This window comes from Variovorax sp. PMC12, assembly GCF_003019815.1.
Taxonomy (GTDB): domain Bacteria; phylum Pseudomonadota; class Gammaproteobacteria; order Burkholderiales; family Burkholderiaceae_C; genus Variovorax.
This window is the reverse complement of record NZ_CP027773.1, coordinates 4,040,086-4,061,119: the sequence shown is the minus strand read 5'-3', so window position 1 is coordinate 4,061,119 and position 21,034 is coordinate 4,040,086. Positions and strand designations below refer to the sequence as shown.

Annotated in this window: 20 protein-coding genes and 1 pseudogene; 11 read left to right on the top strand and 10 right to left on the bottom strand. The window is 68.8% G+C overall.

Annotation, left to right across the window (positions count from 1 at the left end):
* Window positions 1–3 precede the first annotated feature (3 nt).
* The 6 genes and pseudogenes from C4F17_RS18760 to C4F17_RS18735 all read left to right on the top strand — a co-directional run bounded on the left by C4F17_RS18760 (window position 4) and on the right by C4F17_RS18735 (window position 5,517).
* Window positions 4–1,833: pseudogene (locus tag C4F17_RS18760) on the top strand (ABC transporter permease).
* Window positions 1,834–1,847: 14 nt separating this feature from the next.
* Window positions 1,848–2,405 (top strand): OsmC family protein, encoded by a 558-nt coding sequence (locus C4F17_RS18755; protein ID WP_106936251.1) that lies wholly within the window; start codon window positions 1,848–1,850, stop codon window positions 2,403–2,405.
* Complete coding sequence (locus C4F17_RS18750) at window positions 2,389–3,231, top strand: ABC transporter ATP-binding protein (protein ID WP_106936250.1); 843 nt, start codon at window positions 2,389–2,391, stop codon at window positions 3,229–3,231. The genes C4F17_RS18755 and C4F17_RS18750 overlap by 17 nt, the downstream gene beginning before the upstream one ends.
* Complete coding sequence (locus tag C4F17_RS18745) at window positions 3,228–4,076, top strand: ABC transporter ATP-binding protein (RefSeq protein ID WP_234382182.1); 849 nt, start codon at window positions 3,228–3,230, stop codon at window positions 4,074–4,076. The genes C4F17_RS18750 and C4F17_RS18745 overlap by 4 nt, the downstream gene beginning before the upstream one ends.
* A 31-nt stretch (window positions 4,077–4,107) precedes the next feature.
* The gene (locus C4F17_RS18740) at window positions 4,108–4,995 is read left to right on the top strand and encodes a VOC family protein (protein ID WP_106936249.1); all 888 of its coding nucleotides are present in this window, start codon (window positions 4,108–4,110) and stop codon (window positions 4,993–4,995) included.
* 78 nt (window positions 4,996–5,073) lie between these two features.
* Window positions 5,074–5,517 carry an RcnB family protein gene (locus C4F17_RS18735; protein ID WP_081269720.1) on the top strand — a complete coding sequence of 148 codons (444 nt, stop codon included), beginning with the start codon at window positions 5,074–5,076 and terminating at the stop codon, window positions 5,515–5,517.
* A gap of 78 nt (window positions 5,518–5,595) precedes the next feature.
* On the opposite strand, the gene C4F17_RS18730 is transcribed toward C4F17_RS18735, so the two are convergent.
* Window positions 5,596–5,859, bottom strand: coding sequence for a hypothetical protein (locus C4F17_RS18730; protein WP_081269719.1), 264 nt, complete (start codon window positions 5,857–5,859; stop codon window positions 5,596–5,598).
* A 127-nt stretch (window positions 5,860–5,986) separates the two neighbouring features.
* Window positions 5,987–6,931 (bottom strand): CysB family HTH-type transcriptional regulator, encoded by a 945-nt coding sequence (locus tag C4F17_RS18725; protein ID WP_081269718.1) that lies wholly within the window; start codon window positions 6,929–6,931, stop codon window positions 5,987–5,989.
* A 179-nt stretch (window positions 6,932–7,110) separates the two neighbouring features.
* Between C4F17_RS18725 and C4F17_RS18720 the strand changes: the two genes are divergently transcribed.
* Window positions 7,111–7,713 (top strand): TetR/AcrR family transcriptional regulator, encoded by a 603-nt coding sequence (locus tag C4F17_RS18720; protein ID WP_106936248.1) that lies wholly within the window; start codon window positions 7,111–7,113, stop codon window positions 7,711–7,713.
* Between the two features lie 221 nt (window positions 7,714–7,934).
* Window positions 7,935–8,858 carry an alpha/beta hydrolase gene (locus C4F17_RS18715; RefSeq protein ID WP_106936247.1) on the top strand — a complete coding sequence of 308 codons (924 nt, stop codon included), beginning with the start codon at window positions 7,935–7,937 and terminating at the stop codon, window positions 8,856–8,858.
* 10 nt (window positions 8,859–8,868) lie between these two features.
* Here the strand turns inward: C4F17_RS18715 and C4F17_RS18710 are convergent, their stop codons facing one another.
* Window positions 8,869–9,807: a fatty acid desaturase gene (locus C4F17_RS18710; RefSeq protein WP_106936246.1), complete on the bottom strand. Its 939-nt coding sequence runs from the start codon at window positions 9,805–9,807 to the stop codon at window positions 8,869–8,871.
* A gap of 459 nt (window positions 9,808–10,266) precedes the next feature.
* Here C4F17_RS18710 and C4F17_RS18705 point away from each other — a divergent pair, with 459 nt between their 5' ends.
* Complete coding sequence (locus C4F17_RS18705; protein WP_106936245.1) at window positions 10,267–11,925, top strand: rhodanese-like domain-containing protein; 1,659 nt, start codon at window positions 10,267–10,269, stop codon at window positions 11,923–11,925.
* Here C4F17_RS18705 and minE read toward each other — a convergent pair.
* From minE to C4F17_RS18680, 5 genes are all read right to left on the bottom strand, one after another.
* A complete protein-coding gene (gene minE / locus C4F17_RS18700) occupies window positions 11,882–12,160 on the bottom strand; it encodes a cell division topological specificity factor MinE (RefSeq protein WP_081269713.1) in 279 nt (92 codons plus the stop codon). The two genes, C4F17_RS18705 and minE, sit on opposite strands and share 44 nt — an antisense overlap.
* Before the next feature lie 3 nt (window positions 12,161–12,163).
* The gene (gene minD, locus C4F17_RS18695) at window positions 12,164–12,979 is read right to left on the bottom strand and encodes a septum site-determining protein MinD (protein WP_081269792.1); all 816 of its coding nucleotides are present in this window, start codon (window positions 12,977–12,979) and stop codon (window positions 12,164–12,166) included.
* Between the two features lie 70 nt (window positions 12,980–13,049).
* Entirely contained in the window at window positions 13,050–13,823 is a 774-nt protein-coding gene (minC, locus tag C4F17_RS18690) for a septum site-determining protein MinC (RefSeq protein ID WP_106936244.1), read from the bottom strand.
* Between the two features lie 100 nt (window positions 13,824–13,923).
* Window positions 13,924–15,207 carry a solute carrier family 23 protein gene (locus C4F17_RS18685; RefSeq protein ID WP_081267294.1) on the bottom strand — a complete coding sequence of 428 codons (1,284 nt, stop codon included), beginning with the start codon at window positions 15,205–15,207 and terminating at the stop codon, window positions 13,924–13,926.
* A 135-nt stretch (window positions 15,208–15,342) separates the two neighbouring features.
* Window positions 15,343–15,765, bottom strand: a complete 423-nt coding sequence (locus tag C4F17_RS18680) for a hotdog fold thioesterase (protein ID WP_081267295.1) — start codon at window positions 15,763–15,765, stop codon at window positions 15,343–15,345.
* Window positions 15,766–15,852: 87 nt separating this feature from the next.
* Here C4F17_RS18680 and C4F17_RS18675 point away from each other — a divergent pair, with 87 nt between their 5' ends.
* Window positions 15,853–17,190: an AsmA-like C-terminal region-containing protein gene (locus C4F17_RS18675; RefSeq protein ID WP_106936243.1), complete on the top strand. Its 1,338-nt coding sequence runs from the start codon at window positions 15,853–15,855 to the stop codon at window positions 17,188–17,190.
* 5 nt (window positions 17,191–17,195) lie between these two features.
* Here the strand turns inward: C4F17_RS18675 and C4F17_RS18670 are convergent, their stop codons facing one another.
* Window positions 17,196–17,978 (bottom strand): crotonase/enoyl-CoA hydratase family protein, encoded by a 783-nt coding sequence (locus C4F17_RS18670; protein ID WP_106936242.1) that lies wholly within the window; start codon window positions 17,976–17,978, stop codon window positions 17,196–17,198.
* A 77-nt stretch (window positions 17,979–18,055) separates the two neighbouring features.
* On the opposite strand from C4F17_RS18670, the gene C4F17_RS18665 reads away from it, so the two are divergent.
* Window positions 18,056–18,862 carry a PaaX family transcriptional regulator gene (locus tag C4F17_RS18665; RefSeq protein WP_106936241.1) on the top strand — a complete coding sequence of 269 codons (807 nt, stop codon included), beginning with the start codon at window positions 18,056–18,058 and terminating at the stop codon, window positions 18,860–18,862.
* An 82-nt stretch (window positions 18,863–18,944) separates the two neighbouring features.
* On the opposite strand, the gene C4F17_RS18660 is transcribed toward C4F17_RS18665, so the two are convergent.
* Entirely contained in the window at window positions 18,945–20,759 is a 1,815-nt protein-coding gene (locus C4F17_RS18660) for a feruloyl-CoA synthase (protein ID WP_106936240.1), read from the bottom strand.
* Window positions 20,760–21,034 lie beyond the last annotated feature (275 nt).

Genomic DNA, 21,034 nt, shown 5'->3' with positions numbered 1-21,034 from the left:
CCGATGAGCTTCACCTCCTTCTTCGACTACACGGTCAACGGCCTGATCATCGGCAACATCTACGCGTTGCTGGCGGTCGGGCTCGCGTTGATCTTCGGTGTCTCGCACCTCATCAACTTCGCGCACGGCTCGGTGTACACGGTGGGCGCGTACATCGGCTGGGCGTCGATCACCTACCTGCATACGCCGCTGCCCGTGACCATCCTGCTGGTGGTGCTGGGCTCCGGCGCGCTCGGCATGCTGATCGAGCGCGTGGGCCTGCGGCCGCTGCAGGGCGCAGCTCGCATTGCGCCGCTGCTGGCCACCATCGGCATCAGCTTCGTGCTCGACATCCTCGTGCAGCTGGTGTTCAGCCCCGACCCGCGCTCGCTGCCCACGCAGCTGCCCGACTGGCGGCTGCAGATCGGCACCGGCACCATCGGCGCGCTCGACATCCTCATTGCGGGCATCGGCGTCGCGAGCGCGGCCGTGCTGTTCGTCTTCCTGCGTTTCACCAAACTCGGCTGGGCCGTGCGCGCCACCGCGCAAGACCGCGACGCGGCGCAGCAGATGGGCGTGGACGTCGATCGCGTGAACCAGACCGTGTTCGCCATCGCCGCGGCGCTGGGCGGGCTCTCGGGCCTGCTGGTGGGCATGTACTACAACAACATAAGCCCGGCGATGAGCTTCCAGGCCACGCTCAAGGGCGTGGTCGCCACCGTGGTCGGCGGCGTGGGCAACGTGCCGGGGGCCATCGTCGGCAGCCTGCTGCTGGGGTTGATCGAAAGCTATGGCGTGGCCATCCTCGGCACGCCGTACCGCAACCTCTTCGCCTTCGCGCTGCTGCTGGTCATCCTGGTGTGGAAGCCGAACGGCCTGTTCGGGCGCAAGCGCGCGCTGCCGCCAGAGCCGCTGACCGGCACCTTCATCGCGCCGAGCAAGCCGTGGCACATACCGCGCCGCGTGCTCGCCGCGGTGTTCGCGGCGGCCGTGGCATTGCCGCTCTTCGATCCTTCGCCGTACCTGCTGCAGACGCTCACCAACGCATAGCTCTACGGTGCGCTGGCGCTCAGCCTCACCTTGGTGGCCGGCACCATCGGGCAGATCTCGCTCGGCCATGCGGGGCTGCTGGCCATCGGCGCGTATGCGTCGTCGCTGCTGGTGCTCGACCTGCACCTGCCGGTAGGCACGGGCATCGTGCTCGCGGGCATCCTCACTTCGCTGATCGGCACCGCGCTCATCTTTCCGGCGTTCAGGCTGCGCGGCCACTACGTGTCGATCGCCACGCTGGGCATCGGCGAGATCGTGGCGCTCACCATCCTCAACTGGGAGAGCCTCACGCACGGGCCCATCGGCGTGTCGGGCATTCCGCCGCTGTCGCTGTTCGGGCGCGATGCTTCGTCGAACCAGGCCATCTACTGGGCTTCCTTCGGTGCGATGGTGCTTCTTGCGCTGCTGCAGTGGCGCCTGTTGCGTTCGCACCTGGGCCGCACCTTCCGCGCCGTGCGCGAAGACGAAGTGGCGGCGCGCGCCTACGGCGTGAGCCCCGACCGCTACAAGGCGCTGGCCTTCGGCTTCGGCGGCTTCGCGGCCGGCGTGAGCGGCGCCTTCACCGCGCACATGTATTCGTACATCAACCACGAGACCTTCGGCTCGCAGATCTCGATCCTCGCGCTGACGATGGTGATCCTCGGCGGCCTCGGGAACATCAGCGGCGCGCTGCTGGGGGCGGTCGCGCTCGTGAGCCTGCCGGAGCTGTTCCGCGTGACGGCCGAGTACCGCATGCTGATCTACGGCGTCGCGCTGCTCCTGCTGATTCGTTTTCGCCCGCAAGGCCTGCTGGGCACTGTCTGAAAGAACACCACACCATGAGCCACCTGAACGACTACCTCGCCGAGAAACGCGCCGCCGTGCTCGCACGCAATGCCGCTGTCGAGGCCGGCACGGCGCAGCCCGTGCACCTCAAGGCCAGCGTGAAGGCCGAAGGCCGCAGCGGCGTGCGCCGCCTGCGCATCCGCGACCACCAGGTCATCAGCGACAGCCCGCCCGACTTCGCGGGCTACAACCTCGGCCCCAGTTCGCCCGAGCTGCAATTGGGCGTGCTGGGCACCTGCGTCACGCACATCTTCCTGATCCAGGCGGCCGAGCGCCAGGTGCCGCTCGAAAGCCTCGAGGTGGAGGTGACCGGCATCATCGATCCGCGCGGCGGCAAGCCGGGCCATGAAAAGACGCCCATCTGGCCGCACGAGATCGGCTACACGGTGCACATCGATTCGCCCGCGAGCCGCGAAGACATCGACGCGCTGTTCGAGGCGGTCGAACGCAACTGCCCGATCCTGAACCTGCTGCGCAACCCGCAGGCCATCCGCGCCGAGGTGAAGCTCGTGAACTCCAAGGCGAAGGCCGCCGATGCCGTCGCTGCTTGAGATACGCGGCCTGGTGCGCCGCTTCGGCGGCCTCACCGCCGTCGATGCCGTCGACCTGCATGTGGGCGAGGGCGAACTGCTGAGCGTGATCGGCCCCAACGGCGCGGGCAAGACCACGCTGTTCAACCTGGTCACCGGCCTCGACAGGCCCGATGAAGGCCGGGTGCTGTTCGACGGTGAAGACATCACCGGCCTGCCCGCGCAGCAACTCGCGCAGCGCGGCCTGGCGCGCACCTTCCAGCATGGGCGTGTGTTCGCGAACCTCTCGGTGCTCGACAACGTGCTGGTCGGTGCGCACACACGGCTGCGCGCCGTGAAACCGCGCGCGGGCGGCGTGCCGGGCCTGGGCGCATTGGCCGAGCTTGCGCTGGCGCTGGTGCAGCCCGCCGCCGTGCGTCGCGAGGAAGACGCGCTGCGCGAAGAAGCACGCGAGATCATCGCGCTGTTTGGCGAACGGCTGGCGCCGCGCATCGACCATCCGGCCTACAGCCTCTCTTATGCCAACCGCCGCCGTGTGGAGATTGCGCGCGCGCTCGCGCTTCGGCCGCGCCTGCTGCTGCTCGACGAGCCCACCGCCGGCATGAACGAGAGCGAGACCGCCGAGATGCTGGAGATCATTCGCAGCCTCAAGGCGCGGGGCCAGGCCATCCTGCTGATCGAGCACAAGCTCGACCTCGTGATGCAGCTCTCCGACCGTGTCGCCGTGCTCGACGACGGCCGCAAGATCGCCGAAGGGCTACCCGGTGAAGTACGCAACGACCCGGCGGTGATCGAGGCGTATCTCGGCCATCGCCATGTGGGTGCCGCAGAGGCGGTGCCCGCATGATCGCCACCGTCGCACGCACGGGCCTCTCGCCTTCGCCTCTCTGGGGAGATGGCCGGGGTGACGAGGGGCTGCCGGAGCGCACCGCCACGCCGGCTCCAGGCGAATCGAACAAGCCGCTGCTGCAGCTGAAGAAGATCAACAGCTTCTACGGCCCGGTGCAGGCTCATTTCGACCTCGACATCGAAGTGCGCAAGGGCCAGATCGTCAGCCTGCTCGGCGGCAATGCCAGCGGCAAGTCGACCACCATGAAAATCGTGCTCGGGCTGCTCAAGCCGCGCTCGGGCGAAGTCAATTTCAACGGCGCCTCCACGCTCGGCCTGAGCACGCCGCAGATCATCCGCAAGGGCATCGGCTCGGTGCCGGAGGCGCGCAGGCTGTTCCCCGCTATGACGGTGCGCGAGAACCTGCTGATGGGCGCTTATGCGCGCAGCGACCGCAAGGCCGTGGCCGAAGACCTCGAACGCATGCTCGAGCTGTTCCCGCGCGTGGCCGAGCGCATCGAGTTCCAGGCCGGCACATTGTCGGGCGGCGAACAGCAGATGGTGGCGATGGCGCGCGCGCTCATGGGCCGGCCACGGCTCATCTGCATGGACGAGCCGACCATGGGCCTGTCGCCGCTGTACGTCGACAAGGTGCTGGAGCTCATCGCGCGCATCAACGCACAGGGCGTGTCGGTGTTCATGGTCGAGCAGAACGCGAGCCTCGCGCTGCAGATCGCGCACCACGGCTACGTGCTGCAGACCGGGCGCATCGTGCTGTCGGGCCCGGCGAAAGAGCTGCTGGCCGACGCGCGCATACGCGATGCCTACCTTGGCGGCGAGGGCGCGGCGCGCACCGCCTCCTGATCCAGCGAAAGCTCCCAAAGAGAACCCACACATGCCATTGAAACTCGACCACATCGTCATTGCGGTGCACGACCTCGAACGCACCATCGCCGACTACGGCGCGCTCGGCTTCCACGTGCTGCGCGGCGGTGACCATCCGGGCCGCGCCACCCACAACGCGCTGGTGGTTTTCGGCGACGGCAGCTACTTCGAGCTGATCGCATGGCGCGAAGCTTCGCCCGGCGAACGCTGGTGGCAGCTGCTGCAGAAGCACGGCGAGGGCATCGTCGACTTCGCGCTGCTGCCGCGCGACACCGCGGCCACGGTCGCCGATGCGAAGGAGCGCGGCCTGCTGCTCGAAGGCCCGCTCGACGGTGGCCGTGTGCGGCCCGACGGCGAGCGCCTGCGCTGGCAGACGGCGCGTGCGCCCTCGGCCGACTTGCCTTTCCTGTGCGGCGACCTCACGCCGCGCGCCTTGCGCGTGCCCGAGGGCGAGGTGCGCGTGCATGCGAACGGCGCGCTCGGCGTGGCGAGCCTGGCCGTTGCGGTGCGCGACCTCGATGCGACGCTGGCGCGCTACCGCGCGTTGCTGGGCACTGACGCTGAAGATGCTGGCACGCACATCGGCAACCCCGTGGCGCTGCCGGGCAGCAACGTGCGCGTGGCGGTCATCGTGCTGGGCGGCAGCGTGCTGGTGCTGTCGTCCCCACGCGAGAACGCGGCACACGCGGGTGAAGGCAGCGACACGCTCACGCAGCGCATCGCCGCGCGCGGAGAAGGGCCCTATGCGCTGGTGCTGCACACAGACCGGCCGCAATCGACCGGCGCCTTCGATCTTGCCCGCACCCATGGCGCGTTGATCGAGCTCGACCTGCCGCCGCTGGACCGCGTGAAGGACAAGGCCCCGCGCGGATACCAGCGCTTACCTGATTTCACCTGACTGCGACCTGAAGCGGTCGTTGCGGACACATGCGGGGCACACAATGGACTCGTCTCATCAACGCATGGAGGATTCCAGATGAACATCAAGTCAAAGAGCATGGCCGTTGCCGCAGCGGCACTGGCAATGTGCATGGCCGCCGGCAGCGCCGTCGCGCAGGATCGACGCTTCGACGGCCGTCCTGGCCCGGGCGACGGACGCTTCGAGCAGCGTGGTCCCAACTTCGATCACCGTGGCCCCAATTTCGATCACCGTGGCGGCCCGCCGGGCTACCGCGGCAACCAGGACTTCCGTGACGGCCGCCAGTTCGATCGCCGCGGCTTCCCGCAACCGCACGCCGAATGGCGCCGTGGTGGCCGCGTGCCGCCCGAGTACCGTGGCCGCAACTACGTGGTGCAGGACTGGCGTGCCTACCGGCTGCAGCAGCCGCCCCGCGGATACCAGTGGGTGGGTGTGGGCGGAGACTTCGTGCTCGCGGCCATTGCCACCGGCGTGATCGCGAACATCATCGCAGGCCAGTAAACAGACGCTGTTTCGGCCATTGGGCGAAACAGCACTGCAGATACGACGCCGCAGGCCGCGAGGCTTGCGGCGTTTTTTTCAGACCAATGCGGTGGGTGCCGATTGGGCGCAGACGTTGCGGCCTGTGATGGTCAGGCGCAGCCCGCCGCCGTGCCATTCGAGCCAGTTGAGGCTCACGTACGCATCGATGTCGGCGTCGTCGATGCGGTCGGCCTGGCGGCTCTGCAGCAATTCGACCGTGGCGGGCAGGGCCCGTCTGAGCCGTTCGCGCCGCTCCGCGGCATCGGCGGCCTTGAGGGCGGCCCTTGTTTGCTGTTGCTGCTGCTGCGGGGTCGATGCCATTGCTGATCCGTTTCCAGGAAGCCAGGGAATTAACCCGAATGTACGCCGCCTGTGTGAAGCTGCATTCTTCTTTTTTAACCTTTCTGTCGTCCCCGGTACACACCCCCCAAACGCCACTGGACAGGCTCTAGATTTCGTAGTGCGAGGCTTTGGCCTCGTCTCCCAGGGCCTTTTCGACCACCGCCCGCGTCAGCGTGGGCGCGAACGATTCGATGAAGGCATACACGTACTTGCGCAGGTAGGTGCCCCGCCGTACAGCGAGCTTGGTGAGGTTGATGCCGAAGAGCCGCCCCGCGTCGAGCGCGCGCAACTGGGTGTCGCGCTCGGCCTCGTAGGCCACGCCGGCCACGATGCCCACGCCCAGGCCCAGTTGCACGTAGGTCTTGATGACGTCGGCATCCATCGCGGCCAGCACGATGTTGGGCTCCAGCCCGCGCTGCTCGAAAGCCTCGTCGATGCGCGAGCGGCCGGTGAAGCCGGTGTCGTAGGTGATGAGCGGATAGCGCGTCAGCGCATCGAGCGTGAGCGGCGCGTCGAGCAGCGGATGCCCCGGCGGCACGATCACCGAGTGCGTCCAGCGGTAGCAGGGCAGGGCGACCAGTTGCGGATAGTCGCCCAGCGCCTCGGTGGCGATGCCCACGTCGGCCTCGCCGTCGAGCAGCATCTGCGCGATCTGCTTTGGCGAGCCCTGGTGCAGGTGCAGCTTCACGTTCGGGAACTGCGCGCGGAATTCCTGCACCGCCACCGGCATCGCATAGCGCGCCTGCGAGTGCGTGGCCGCCACCGACAGCAGCCCGCTTTGCTGCGCGATGAATTCCTGGCCCGCGTGCTTGAGGTTGCTGCTCTCCATCAGCATGCGCTCGATGATCGGCAACACATGCCCGCCGGGCTCTGTGAGGCCGGTGAGCCGCTTGCCGGCGCGCACGAACAGCTCGATGCCGAGCTCTTCCTCGAGCTCGCGGATCTGCCGGCTCACGCCGGGCTGCGAAGTGTGAAGGGTGTGGGCGACTTCGGTCAGGTTGAAGCCGCAACGAACGGCCTCGCGTACCGAGCGCAGTTGTTGGAAGTTCATCTGGCGCGCAAGAGTGTCGGGGGCCCCGGTTGGAGCCGACCGGAGATTCTCGGCAGAACTGCTTATTCGGGGAACGATGCGTTTGTTGGTTTCACATGAGCAAAACATCTTTAAGGCTCCCAGAGCTGCTTCGAGAGCCCCGGCTTGAGTTTTCGCACGGCTGTGCTAAAGTTTGCCGCATGGACGCCAAGACCCAGAAAAGCGAACTCACCCGCGCCGCCATCGTCGGCGCTGCGATGAACCTTGCGCTGGCCGAAGGCCTGGAAGCGATCACGCTGCAGGCCGTGGCCAGCCGGCTGGGCCTGTCGAAGAGCGGCGTGTTCTCGCGCGTGGGTTCGCGCGAGGCGCTGCAGAAGGCCGTCATCGAGGAATACGGCCGCGGCTTCCTGGCCGACGTGTTCGTGCCCGCCATGCAGAAGCCCAAGGGCCTGCCCCGGCTCGAAGAGATCGTCGCGCGCTGGATCGCCCGCACCCGCGACGTCGAAATGCACACTGGCTGCCTCTACATGGCCGGCGCCTTCGAGTTCGACGACCGCGAAGGCGAGCTGCGCGACCTGCTGTTCGACGAGATCACGCGCTGGCGCGCCGCGCTGCGCCGCACCGTGCTGCAGGCTGTCGAGACCGGCGAACTCAAGGCCGACACCGACCCTGCGCAGCTCGTGAGCGAGCTCAACGGCGTGATGATGACCCAGCTGCACGACGCGCGCTTCCTGCGCGACCCGCAGGCCGCCGACCGCGCCACGCACTCCTGGCGGCGCATTCTTTCCAGCTATCGCGCCTGAGCTGCTCGAGACGCAGGCGGATTCCCGATGTCCTCATTTGCCAATATTTCGCACAGCCGTGCGATAAAAAGGAGAAGCATCATGCTGATCATTGCCCTCGTCCTCGCCGCCTATGCGCTCGTCACCGGTGCCCGTTGCGTGCGCGACACCCTGTGCAGCCTGCCCCGCAGCAACCGTGACTGGGTCTGGTACTGACCCCCGCAGCCGAAGGAGCTCCCGCCATGACAGGCACTTCCACAACCTCCGCCGCCGGCCATGCCGCGCAGTCGAACTACTATCGGCCGGGACGCGTGATGCGCACGCTGCGCTTCGGCCTGACCACGTCGCAACGGCTGTGGCCCGCGCTGGGCGTGCGTGCCGCTTACCGCCTGTTCGGCACGCCGCTGCCGCCCAAGTGGCTGTACCGGGCGCAGGGGCCGGGTGCCGAGTGGCGGCGCGAGGGCTGGGCTTTCGAGGACGCGAGCGTCGGCATTTATCACCTGGCCGCGCAGGACTCGGGGGCCGAGTCGGCGCCCGTGGTGCTGCTGGTGCACGGCTGGGGCGGCCATGCGGGGCAGATGCTGCCGCTCGCGCAGGCCGTGGCCGATGCCGGCCTGCGGCCCGTGCTGCTCGAGCTGCCGGCGCACGGCCGCAGCGCCGGCACGATGAGCAACTCGCCGCAGTTCGCGCGGGCCATTGCGTATGTCGCGGCGCGGCTCGCGGCCGACGGCCATGCGCTGCGCGCGGCCGTCGCGCATTCGCTGGGTGCCAACGGCCTTGCGCTCGCGGCGTCGCGGGGCTTGCCGGCAGAGCGGCTCGTGCTGCTCGCGCCGCCCGCATCGCCACGCGAATACACGCGCTATTTCGCGCACACCTTCGGGCTCAGCGAAACCACGCGCCTGGCGATGCAGCGGCTGTTCGAGGCGCGCGAAGGCGTCCTGATGCCCCAGCTGGAGCCCGCCGCCGTGGGGCCGCGCATCTCGCAGCGCACGTTGATCGTGCACGACAGGGACGACCGCGTGAACCGCTTTGCCGACGCCGAGGCCTACCGCGATGCGATCGGCCGCGCGCAGTTGATGGAAACGCAGGGCTGGGGCCATCGCCGCATCCTCAAGGAGGCCGAGGTGCTGGCGCGGGTCGCTCGCTTCGTGACGGCGCCCGATTGAAGGCGGCGTGCTACCAGGCCGGGTGAACCGGCGTGAACACCGGCCTGAACAGGTGCCGCCGCACGATCTCCCCGTAGCCCCGGTAGTAGAAGTTGCCGTTCGCCTCCAGCACCGCCGCGCGGTGCTTGCGGAAGTACACCGGGATCTCGTACCAGGGCATGGTCGGCGCGCGGTGGTGCACGTGGTGCAGGTTGTTGAAGAGGTACAGCAGCCCGAACACGAGGTTCGACTCCACGATGGCCACGCGCTCGTGCGGCGTGTCGGCCCAGCGGTGTTCGGTGAAGGTGCGCAGCGAGCCCAGCATCATGCCGGGATACACGAAGTACAGCAGGTACTCGCCCAGGCCCATGCCGCAGACCGCGGTCACGCAGTACAGCACCGGCGCCACGCTCAGTGCATGCCAGCCCCATGTCGGCAGCCTCGAGAAATTGCCCGACAGCACCTGGCCCGTTTCGAAGCCGACCAGCTTCCAGAGCCGGAGAAACGGCCCCAGCACCACGCGGAAGGCGATCGTCTGGTTCGCCATGTAGATGCACCGCCACGCCGGCCCGTAGGCCGCCCACGCGGGTGCCGAGTGGTAGGCGCTTTCGTTGTCGCGCTCGGGGTGCGTGAGGTGGTAGTTGACGTGGTGCGAGCTGTGCCCGCGGTTGTAGAACGGGTAGGGCAGCCACAGGTTCAGCGGCGGCCACACCACCGCATGGCGCAGCCACCGGGGCAGGTGGCGCATCGCGTGGATGCTCTCGTGCTGCAGCGAGGAATGCAGCTGCGCGAGAAAGCCCCCGGCCACGAACAGGGCCCAGCCCGGCAGCGCCGCGTGCCACCACAGCAGCGCGGCCCAGGCAACGTACAGCGCGGCGGCCAGCAGCAGGGTGGGCACTTCGTAGTGCCACCACCAGTGGCGGCGCACGGGTGTGGTCCTGGCGGGGTTCGGTACGGCGGTCGAAGTCATGATGGGAAGGACTGCGATGCTAGGTAGCAAGCGGCGTCTTGCATGCGCGCTTTTCGCATAAGCATGGTCGCGAAACTTCGTTCCGCGCGGCCAGGGGCGAGGCCTAAGCTAGAGCGCTTTCTCCGCGCTCCCGCGTGCGTTGGCGTCACTCGTGAAGCGGGCTGGTAATCAGCCGAACTGAAATCTATTGTTCGGGGTGCGCTCACGCCGACGGGGTACCTTGCTCCGCGAATGTCCCCCGGCCTGCGGCCTCCTCCTTTATTTCGCTGCGCAGAGCACCCCGCCGTCGTGATCGTTCAGAGCACTTGTCGATCGGCTCGCATGAGCGCTGCGTCCATGTGCACAGGGCGCCGGGTGCTCCCCGCAGCGAAATAAAGGAGGAGGGCGAAGCCCGGGGGACATTCGCGGAGGGGAGTACCCGGTGGCCTGTGCACGCGCCCCGAAAAAACCAGAGCCTCAATGAGCAGCATCACAAAGACCATCGTCCCGACAGAACTGCAAGCCCTGCTCCTGGCAGAGCCAGCCGCAGAACTCGCACTGCTCGACGTGCGCGAAACCCGCTTCTTCGTCGAGCGGCACCCCAACCTCGCGCGCAACGTGCCCTTCAGCGGCTTCGAGCTGCAGATCGAGGTGCTGGTGCCGCGCCGCACCACCCCCGTCGTGCTCTACGACGACCACGGCGCAACCGACGGCGTGGGCCAGGCCGCCGCAGCCGTGCTCGCCCGGCTGGGCTACACCGACGTGCGAAACCTCGAAGGCGGCCTGCAGCGCTGGCTGTCCGAGGGCCTGCCCGCCATCGACGGCTACGGCACGCTGGTCAAGGCCTTCGGCGACCGCGCCCGGCTGCACTACGGCACGCCGGGCCTGCCCGTCGAGGCGCTGCGGGAACGCCAGCGCGAAGGCCGGCCGACCACGCTCGTCGACGCGCGGCCGCAGGCCGAGTTCAGGTTTCTCTCGCTGCCCGGCGCGCGCAACCATGCGGGCACCGAACTGGCCCTGCGGCGCTTCGAGCCGAGCGGGGCCGACCACCTCTGGGCCATCAACTGCTTCAGCCGCACGCGCGGCATCGTCGGCGCCACCACGCTGCGGCTGCTGGGCCGTGCGCCCGACGCGGTGTTCGTCGAAGACGGCGTCATGGCCTGGGGCCTGCAAGGCGCACCGACCGTGCAGAACGCCGCCCCCGACGACGAACTGCCGCCCGAATCTCCCGACGTGCTGCGCCGGATCGCCGACGACCTGATCGAGCGTTTCGGGCTGCCCCTGGCCGATGCCGCGCGGCTCGCCCGCTGGCGCGACGACGATGCACGCACCCTCTACGTATTCGACGTGCGTCCCGCCGCCGATCCGGCCTTCTCAGGCACCGGCGTGCGGCAGGTGCCAGGCGGGCAACTGCTGATGCACTTCGAGAACCTCGTCGCTACGCGCGGCGCGCGCATCGTGCTGCTCGACGACCAGGCCCACCGGTTGCGCGCCGCCGTCACGAGCTTCTGGCTCACCCAGCTCAACCAGGCCGAGGTCTACGTCTTCGATGGCGAGCTGGCACCCGATCAGGCGCCGCCCGCGCCCGCCATGTCGCTCAAGGATGCCCCGGCTCCGCTCACCCCCGAGGCATTGGCCCGTCTGCGCAGCAACGGCGCTGTCACCGTGGTCGACGTGGGCCCGAGCCTCGATTACGAACGCGGCCATCTGCCCGGCGCGCTCTACATGCTGCCGGCCTCGCTCGCGCCGCTTGCCGCCCATGCCGTTCCCGGGCGCACGCTGGTCTTCACCTCGCCCGACGGCATGGCCGCGGCCCGCGTGGCGCGCGACGCGCACCAGCGCTGGCAGCAGGATTCAGGGGCGGTGTTCAGCTGGCTCCAGGGTGGAACGCAGGGCTGGGAGGCTTCAGGACGGCCGCTTTCGACCGATTTGGTGCCGTCCCGGCTGCTCACCCCCTTCGACGACGACTGGGGCTCGGTGATGCGCGTCTTCGGCCCGCGCCGCGATGCGGCCTGGGCCGACTACCTGGCGTGGGAACGCGCGCTGGCCGAACGGGTCCTGCAGGACCCGTCCGTGCGCTTTCGCTTCTTTGCGCTCAGCGCGCGGGCGCCGGCGCAGGGTCGGGCAGCTCGATCTTGATGTCGAGCACTTCGAGGTTGTCCTGGGTCTCCAGGTGCACCTTGATGTCTTCCGCGTTGATCGACACGTACTTGGAAATCACCGCCACCAGCTCGCGCTGGAGTTCGGGCAGGTAGTCGGGCCGCTTCTTGCCGCTGAGGCTGGACCGCTCGTGGGCGAGGATGATCTGCAGCCGCTCCTTCGCGACGCTGGCAGTCTTCTTCTTTTCGCCCAGCAGGAACGAGAGAAAGGACATGGCCTACTTGCCTCCGAAAATCCGCTTGAAGAAGCCGGGCTTCTCGGCGTCGACGAAGCGCATCGGCTTCTCTTCGCCCAGGAAGCGCGCCACCACGTCGCTGTAGGCCTGCGCCACGTCGGTTTCCTTGTCGTGGATCGCCGGCACGCCCTGGTTGGAAGCGTGCAGCACGCTCTCCGACTCGGGAATCACGCCGATCAGCTTGATGCGCAGGATGTCCTGGATGTCTTCCAGCGACAGCATCTGCCCGCCCGCCACGCGGTTCGGGTTGTAGCGGGTGATGAGCAGGTGCTCCTTGATGGGGTCGCCGCCGTCCTTGGCGCGCTTGGTCTTGCTGCTGAGCATGCCCAGGATGCGGTCCGAGTCGCGCACCGAGGACACCTCGGGGTTGGTGACCACCAGCGCCTCGTCGGCGAAGTGCATCGCCATCATGGCGCCGGTCTCGATGCCGGCGGGCGAGTCGCAGACGATGTACTCGAAGTCCATCGCGGCGAGGTCGGCGAGCACCTTCTCGACGCCTTCCTGCGTGAGCGCTTCCTTGTCGCGCGTCTGCGAGGCGGCCAGCACGAACAGGTTGTCGCACTGCTTGTCCTTGATGAGGGCCTGGCTCAGGTTGGCTTCGCCCTGGATGACGTTGATCAGGTCGTACACCACGCGGCGTTCGCAGCCCATGATCAGGTCCAGGTTGCGCAGGCCCACGTCGAAGTCGATCACCGCCGTCTTCTTGCCCGCGAGCGCGAGTCCGGATGCGAAGCTGGCGCTGGTGGTCGTCTTGCCGACGCCGCCCTTGCCCGAAGTCACCACCACAATTTTGGCCATGGCCATTCCTTCTTGTTTCGATTCAGTTGTTGGTTGTCAGGGTCGCCGCGTTCCGTGAGCCAGCAGGGGCTCAGGGAATGGGGTCGATCGCTATTTTTTTGCCGTCCAGGCGCACCTGGGCCGATTTTCCCAGCACCGAGTCGGGCAGCGCCACTTCGTTGGTCCGGTAGATGCCGGCGATGGCCACCAGCTGGGCTTCCATGCAGGTCGAGAAGATCCGGGCCTCGGTGTTGCCGCGCGCGCCGGCAATGGCCTTGCCGCGCAGCGGCGCGTACACGTGCACGTTGCCGTCGGCGATGACCTCGGCACCGAAGCTCACCACCGCCGTCACCACCACGTCGCCGCCGCGGGCGTAGACCTGCTGGCCCGAGCGCAGCGGCTTGTCGATCAGCAGCGTGCCGTTGGCCGGCACCGGCACTTCGCGCACGATCTGCGGGGCTTCGGACGCGGGCGGTTCGGCCGGCGGGGCGGGGGCGCGCGGCGCCGGCGCGGCAGGCATGGCCGCCACCGACAGGCCGGCGGCGCGCGCCGCGGCGTGCTGGGCGGCATTGCCGCCGCGCACCGCGATGGGCTGGGTCTGGTGGCGCGCCAGCAGGCTGCGCAGGGCGGCGAAGTCGATGTCGCCGGCGGCCTCGCCGCTCTCGCCCTGTGCTTCCTGCAGCAGCGAGAGGTCGATCACCACCGGCTCCTGCTCGAAGAAATCGGGCGAATCCGCCAGCTGGGCGTCGAGCGCCTCGGCCAGCACGTCCAGGTCGGACGTCTTGAGGATCACTGCGATCAGCGGCAGCGTGGCGCTCTTGAATTCGAAAACCGCCTTGGTGCGCGCGGCGGAGACATCGGCCATTGGAAAACGTCGGTGCGAAAAGCGTTGGAGTCTAACGGGCGCCAGCCAAACCCGGGTGACCGGGCGTTACACCAGGCCCCCCGGTCCACGCTTCGTGCGCTCAGTTCTTCGTGCGGCCCAGCAGCGCGTACAGGATGATCGCGCCGAAGGTGGCGGTCCCGATGCCGCCCAGGGCGAAGTCGCCGAACTTCAGCGTGAAGTCGCCGGTGCCGATGATCAGCGTGATGGCCGCCACGATCAGGTTCTTGTTCTGCGAGAAGTCCACCTTGTTGTCGACCCAGATCTTGGCGCCGGCAATGGCGATCAAGCCGAACACCACGATGCTCACGCCGCCCATCACCGGCAGCGGAATCGCCTGGATCAGCGCGCCGAACTTCGGGCTGAAGCCCAGCACCAGCGCAATGAGCGCCGCCACCACGAACACTGCGGTGGAGTAGATGCGCGTGGCGGCCATCACGCCGATGTTCTCGGCGTAGGTGGTCACGCCCGTGCCGCCGGCGCTGCCGCTCACCACGGTGGCGATGCCGTCGCCGATGAAGGCGCGGCCCATGTAGGCGTCCAGGTTGCGCCCGGTCATGGCCGTCACCGCCTTCAGGTGGCCGAGGTTCTCCGCCACCAGGATGATCGCCACCGGGGCGATCAGCAGCATCGCGTTGGCCGTGAACACCGGCGCGGTGAAGGTCGGCAGGCCGACCCAGGCCGCGTTGGCGATGCCGCTCAGGTCGACAGGCTTGCCCAGCCCCATGCCGTTGGTCAGCACCGCGTAGACCAGCGTGGCCAGGATCAGCCCGACCAGGATCAGCAGGCGCTGCAGCATGCCGCGCGTGAACACCGCCACCAGCCCGACGCACAGGAAGGTCACGGCCTGCATCCACGAATCGAAGTTGCTGGCCGCCATGTTCTTGATCGGCACGCCCGCCAGGTTGAGCCCGATCACCGCCACCACCGCGCCAGTGACCACCGGCGGCATGAAGCGCTCGATCCAGCCCGTGCCCACGGCCTGCACGATGGCCCCGATCAGGATGTAAACCACCCCGCAGGCCACGATGCCCCCCAGCGCCACCGCGATGTTGGCGTTGGGTCCCTTGCCCGCGTAGCCGCTGGCCGCGATCACCACGCCGATGAAGGCGAAGCTCGACCCCAGGTAGCTGGGCACCTTGCCGCCGGTCACGAAATAGAAGATGAGCGTGCCGATGCCGCTCATCAGGATCGCGATGTTGGGGCTGAAGCCCATCAGGATCGGCGCCAGCACCGTGGCGCCGAACATGGCGATGACGTGCTGCACGCCCATGGCGCCGGTCTGCAGCCAGGGCAGCCGCTCGTCGGGCGCGATGACCGCGCCGTTGGCCAGTGCGGACGCAGGCCGTTCAGTCCAGTTGAACATTCTTCTATCTCCTCTTGTTGGGTGTGGTGCTCGGTGGCCGGGACGTCCCGGCTTTCCCGGGGCGTGATTGTGGGTGATGAACCCCGCCCTGAACACCGGCACGCACCCTGCGCCGGAGAAAGAAGACCGCCGCCCTCAGCGCGGCTGCAGCACCGCCATCGTGATGCGCGAGACGCAGGTCAGCTCGCCCGCTTCGTTGGTCAGGTCGATCTGCCAGACCTGCGTGGTGCGGCCCCGGTGCACCGGCCGCGCCGTGCCGATGACCCAGCCGCTGGTGACCGAGCGGATGTGGTTCGCGTTGATGTCCAGCCCCACCGCGCGGTCGCCTTCGGGGGCGGAGTAGTGGGCGCCGCAGGAACCCAGCGTTTCGGCCAGCACCACCGACACGCCGCCGTGCAGGATGCCGTAGGGCTGGCGGGTGCGCTCGTCGACCGGGCAGCGGGCGCGGATGAAGTCGTCGCCCACCTCCAGGAACTCCATGCCCAGCGTCGAGACGGCGGTGCCGACGTGGTTGCGGGTCAGCTCCTCGACGGAGATTTCTTTTTTCCAGATACGCATTCGGTTCTTCTTTCCTGTAGTAGGTGGCTAAAACTATAGCGACGGCGGCTGACAACGGCAGTCGCCTTTGCGTGTTAACTTGGATCGATGAAGCACTCCGTCCGCCGCTGGCTCCTCGGCATTGCCGCCGTCCTGGTGATCGGCGTCGGCGCCCTGGTTCTGGTGGTGCGCGCGAAGCTGCCCACCGACGACGAGGTGGCCGCGAAGATCGCCGAAGGCTTCGAGCAGCGCTTCGGCGTGCCGCTGAAGATAGGCAGCGCCCACTGGTCGCTGCTGCCGATGCCCATGCTGGTGCTGTCCGACGTCGCCACCGGGCAACCCCGGCCCATCACCCTGCGGCAGGTCACACTGCGGCTCAAGCTGGCTCCGCTGCTGCACCGCGTCATTGCGCTGGACGATGTCGAGATCGAAAGCCTGGTGCTGCCCAGCGCGTCGGTGCGGGCCTTTCGCGGCAAGGGGCCCAAGCCCGCCGAGGGCGCGGCGCCCGTGGCGCTGCCGGCACCGTGGACCCTGGCACCGGTGCCTGTGGAACGGGTGCGCTGGCGCGACCTGACCTGGATCGACCGGCGCGACATCGCGCTGGCCTACGACGGCGACATCGTCTTCGACCCCCAGTGGCGCCCGCGCCAGGCCCGGGTGGAGCGCGCCGGCCTGGCGTCGCCCTTGCCGCCTGCGCGCCTGCGGCTGGACCGCGAAGCGGGGCAGGACCGCTGGCGCACCCGCATCGACGTGGGCGGCGGCACCTTGAACGGCGTCGCGCGCTTCGAGACCCTGGCCAACGGCAAGCTGCGCGTGTCGGCCGAGCTCGACCCGCGCCAGGTCGACATCGAAAGCCTGGTGCAGGCCTTCGACCGCCGCACTTCGGTGGCCGGCAAGGTCTCCGGCCATTCCACGCTGGTGGCCGAGGCGGGCAGCGCCGAGGAGGTGAGCGCGCTGGTCCGCAACCTGCACACCCGCACCACCTTCTCGGTGCAGCCCGCCACGCTCACCAAGCTGGACGTGGCCAAGGCGGTGAGCACCGCCGGCATCAGCCGCGGCGGCCGCACGCAACTGGACGAGCTCACGGGCACGCTCGACACCCAGGGCACCGACAACGGCGTGGTGCTGCAGTACTCCAACCTCAAGGCCCGCTCGGGCGTGCTCACCGCAAGCGGCAGCCTGAAGCTGTTCAACCGCAAGCTCGACGGCGAGATCGCGGTGGACCTGGTCGACGGCGTGGTCGGCGTGCCGCTCAAGATAGGCGGCACTGTGAGCGACCCCGAGCTCTCGCTGACAGGTGCCGCGCTCACCGGCGCGGCCATCGGCAGCGCGGTGCTGCCGGGCGTGGGCACGGCCATCGGCGCGCGCATAGGGCAGCAGGTGGAGAAGATGTTCGGCGGCAACAAGCCGAAGCCGAAGCCGTCCAGGCCCGCGCCGGGGCGCTGAGGGCTTCAGCGCCCGAACTCGCCGTGGCGGCCCGCGCCGCCGGCAAAACGCGCGGCGCCGGTTTCGCCCTCGGCAAAGACCATCGGCACGCCTTGCGCGCCTTCGCGGCGCAGCGCTTCGGCCAGCGGCATGTCCCACTGCCCGTAGGCGGAGCGGCGGTCGGCCAGCATGCATTGCTGCGGGAAGGCGGCAAGCTGGTGGGCCAGTTCCTGCGCGGCGGCCAGCGCGCCGCCGGGCGGCGTCACCCGGTTGACCAGGCCCATCGCCAGCGCCTCGGCCGCGCCTACCGGACGGCCCGAGAGAATCATGTCGAGCGCGCGCCCCATGCCCACGATGCGCGGCAGCCGTACCGTGCCGCCGTCGATCAGCGGCACGCCCCAGCGGCGGCAGAACACGCCGAACACCGCGTCGTCGTCGGCCACGCGCAGGTCGGCCAGCAGCGCGAGTTCGAGGCCGCCCGCCACCGCATAGCCGTTCACCGCCGCGATGAGCGGCTTCGACAGCGCCATGCGCGTCGGCCCCATCGGCCCGCTGCCGCCGCCTTCGGGGTCGAGCTCGTTGCGCCGGGCCGGGTCGCCCACGGCCGAGAGGTCGGCGCCCGCGCAGAAGTTGCCGCCCGCGCCGGCCAGCACCGCAACGCGAAGCGCGTCGTCGGCCTCGAAACGCTCGAAGGCCTGGCGCAGTCCGGCGGCCACGACGCCGTCGACCGCATTGCGCTTTTCCGGACGGTTCAGCGTGATGGTGCAGACCGTGCGCTCCACGTCGTACGTCACGTACTGCATGGCCATGTGTGCATCCTTTAGGGCTAAATTACATTAGCGATCGCTCGGCTGCATCCTAGGAAATATTTCTCTCTTTCGCAATCATGGACAAAGTATGTAATGTGCCGGTGGCCATCCCCAGCGCCCCGGAGCTGATCCTCGACCTGCTGGTGGCCGACGGCGGCACGCTGAGTTCGCAGGCGCTGTGCCGCGCGGGCGAGCTCATGGGCATCGGGGAGTCGACGCTGCGCGTGGGCCTGACGCGGCTCGCGGCCGAGGGCAAGATCGCGCGCGGCGAGCGAGGCAGCTACGCGCTCAACCGCGATGGCCCGGCGCTGTCGCGCGCGGTCGACGACTGGCGTCACAAGCAGGCGCAGACCGTCGCATGGCGCGGCGACTGGCTCGCCGTGCACGACGCCGGCGTGCCGCGCGCCGACAAGACGGCCTGGCGCCACCACGCCCTGGCGCTCTCGCTGCGCGGCTTTGCGGCGCTGCGGCCGGGGCTGCACATCCGGCCCGACAACCTCGCGGGCGGGCTGGAGGGCGAGCGCGTGCAGCTTGCAGCCCTGGGGCTGTCGCCGAGCGCGCTGGTGTTCCGGCTGGCCGACCTGGACGATGCCGCGCAGGCCGCCGCGCGCAAGCTGTGGAACGTGCGCGCTCTTGCGGCCGATTGCCGCCGCCTGCAGGCGGGCCTGGAGCGCAGCGAGAAACGGTTGCGCACCCAGCGGCTCGAAGTGGCCATGCGCGAGTCGCTGCTGCTGGGGCGCGCCGTGATCGCGCACCTCATCCGCGATCCGCTGCTGCCGGCCGAACTCATGTCGCCCGCGCCGCGCGCCGAGCTGCTCGCCGCCACCCGCCGCTACCAGGACAAGGCGCTGGTCTTGTGGCGCAAGTGGTTGGCGCTGCCGTAGCTTTTCAGCGCGCAGTTCGTCGAACTGCACCACGCCTTACTTCATGACCCGCGGAGCACCTGCCTCTGCCTTCACCGGGCAATCAGAAGTCGAGCCGTACCACGCGCGCATCGCCCGCGGGTCCGCGAGCGTGCAGCCTTTCCACCTCGGCCGCGCGCCGCGTCAGCACCGCGCGCTGGTTGATGTAGCCCTTGTCGGTGATCTCGCCCGCATCGAGGCTCGGCGGCTCGGCCAGCACCAGCGCGCAGGCCGGGCACTGCGAGGAGCCCGCGCCTTCGTCGCGCAGCGAACGCAGCACGCTGGCGATGCGCTCGTCCATGGCTTCCGGCGGCAACGCGGCGCCTTGCGGGCTCGTGAACACCAGCATGCCGATCTCGTCGCGGTCGTGGCCGGTGAGCACCACGTCCTGCGCATGCGGCGCGAGCATCGACACCAGCTTCACGCGCAGCGTGCCCACCGACACCCAGGTGCCGCTGGAGAGTTTGAAGTCTTCCGCCACGCGGCCGTTGAAGATCACGCCCTGCGCGGGCTGCGCCGGGTTCGCGAGATAGCCGGCATCGCCGATGCGGTAGTAGCCTTCTGCGTCGAAGGCATCGGCGGTTTCGCGCGGCGCGTCGCGATAGCCGGGGAACACCGAGACGCCCTTGACGCGCATCTCCAGCTTCTCGCCGTTGGGCACGAACTTCAGCTCCAGCCCCGGCAGCGGCGCGCCGATGCAGCCGGCGCCGTCGAGCTTCCAGTGCGCGGAGGTGATGGCGGGCGAAGTCTCCGTCGCGCCCCAGGAAGTGGTGAGCCACAGCGGCCGCGTGGGCCGCACGCGCCTCGCCACGGCTTCGAGCCGCTGCCATGTGGAGGGCGCGAGCGCCGCCGCCGCGTAGAACGCGAGCCGCAGCCGCGAGAACACCTCGGCGGCCAGCGCGTCGTCGGCTTCGAGAAAAGGCAGCAGCATGTCGAAGCCGCGCGGCACGTTGAACAGCAGCGTGGGCTTCACCTCGCGCAGGTTGCGCACCGTCTTCTCGATCAGGCCCGGCGCGGGCCGGCCTTCGTCGATGTAGAGCGCGCCGCCGTGGCACAGCACCATGTGCAGGTTGTGGTTGCCGCCGAAGGTGTGGCTCCAGGGCAGCCAGTCGACCAGCACCGGCGCCTCCTGCGCGAGGAAGCGCCATGTCTGCGCCATCATCTGCTGGTTGGCGCACAGCATGCGTTGCGTGTTGATGACCACCTTGGGCTTGCCGGTGGAGCCGGAGGTCAGCAGGTACTTGGCATGCGTGTCGGGCAGCACGTTGGCAAAGGCCTGCATGACGGCGGGCGTTTCTTGCGCCGCGAGCAACTGCTCGAACGCGATGGCACCCGGATGCGCACCGGCATTGCGGCTGAACACCGTGGCCGCCTCCACGCCGCAGCCCGCGAGCGAGCCGCCGTAGACCCTGGCGTCCGATGCATAGATGAGTGCCGGCTTCAGCGCCTGCAGCATGCCGTGCAGCCGCGACGGGTCTTTGGCCATGCGCGAGTAGGCGCTGGAAAGCGAGCACGCGGTACGGCCCACGTGCATGGCCGCGAGCATCAGCACCGCGTGGTCGATGGCGTTGTCCGAGAGGATCACGACCGGCTGGTTCGCCGGCAGCTTCATGTCGAGCAGCGCCTGCGCGACCGCGCCGACTGCCTGTCGCAATGCACGGTAGTCGAGCTTGCGCCAGCCTTCGCCGGCCTCCTCGCGCTCGGCGAGGGCCAGCGCGTCGGGTGTCTCGCGCGCCCAGCGTTCGATCCATTCGCCGATGCAGCGCGCATACGGCCTCAGCGCCACCGGCGAGCGCAACGCGAACGAGCCGTCGTCGAAGTCGATGCGTACCGTGCGGGGTGGGGCGATCAGGTTTTCGTCGTTCAGGAAATCGGTCATTTTTTGTGTTCCGGGTTGTTCGTGGTGCGTGCACAGGGCACCGGGTACTCCCCTCCGCGAATGTCCCCCGGCCTTCGGCCTCCTCCTTTATTTCGCTGCGGGGAGTACCCGGTGCCCTGTGCACAACGAGCGCGGCTCTCGTACTGGCCGATCAACGACCGCTCTGTACAACGATCACGCCGATGGGGTGCCTTGCGCAGCGAAATAAAGGAGGAGGGCGAAGCCCGGGAGACATTCGCGGAGCAAGGTACCCCGTCGGCGTGAGCGCGCCCCGA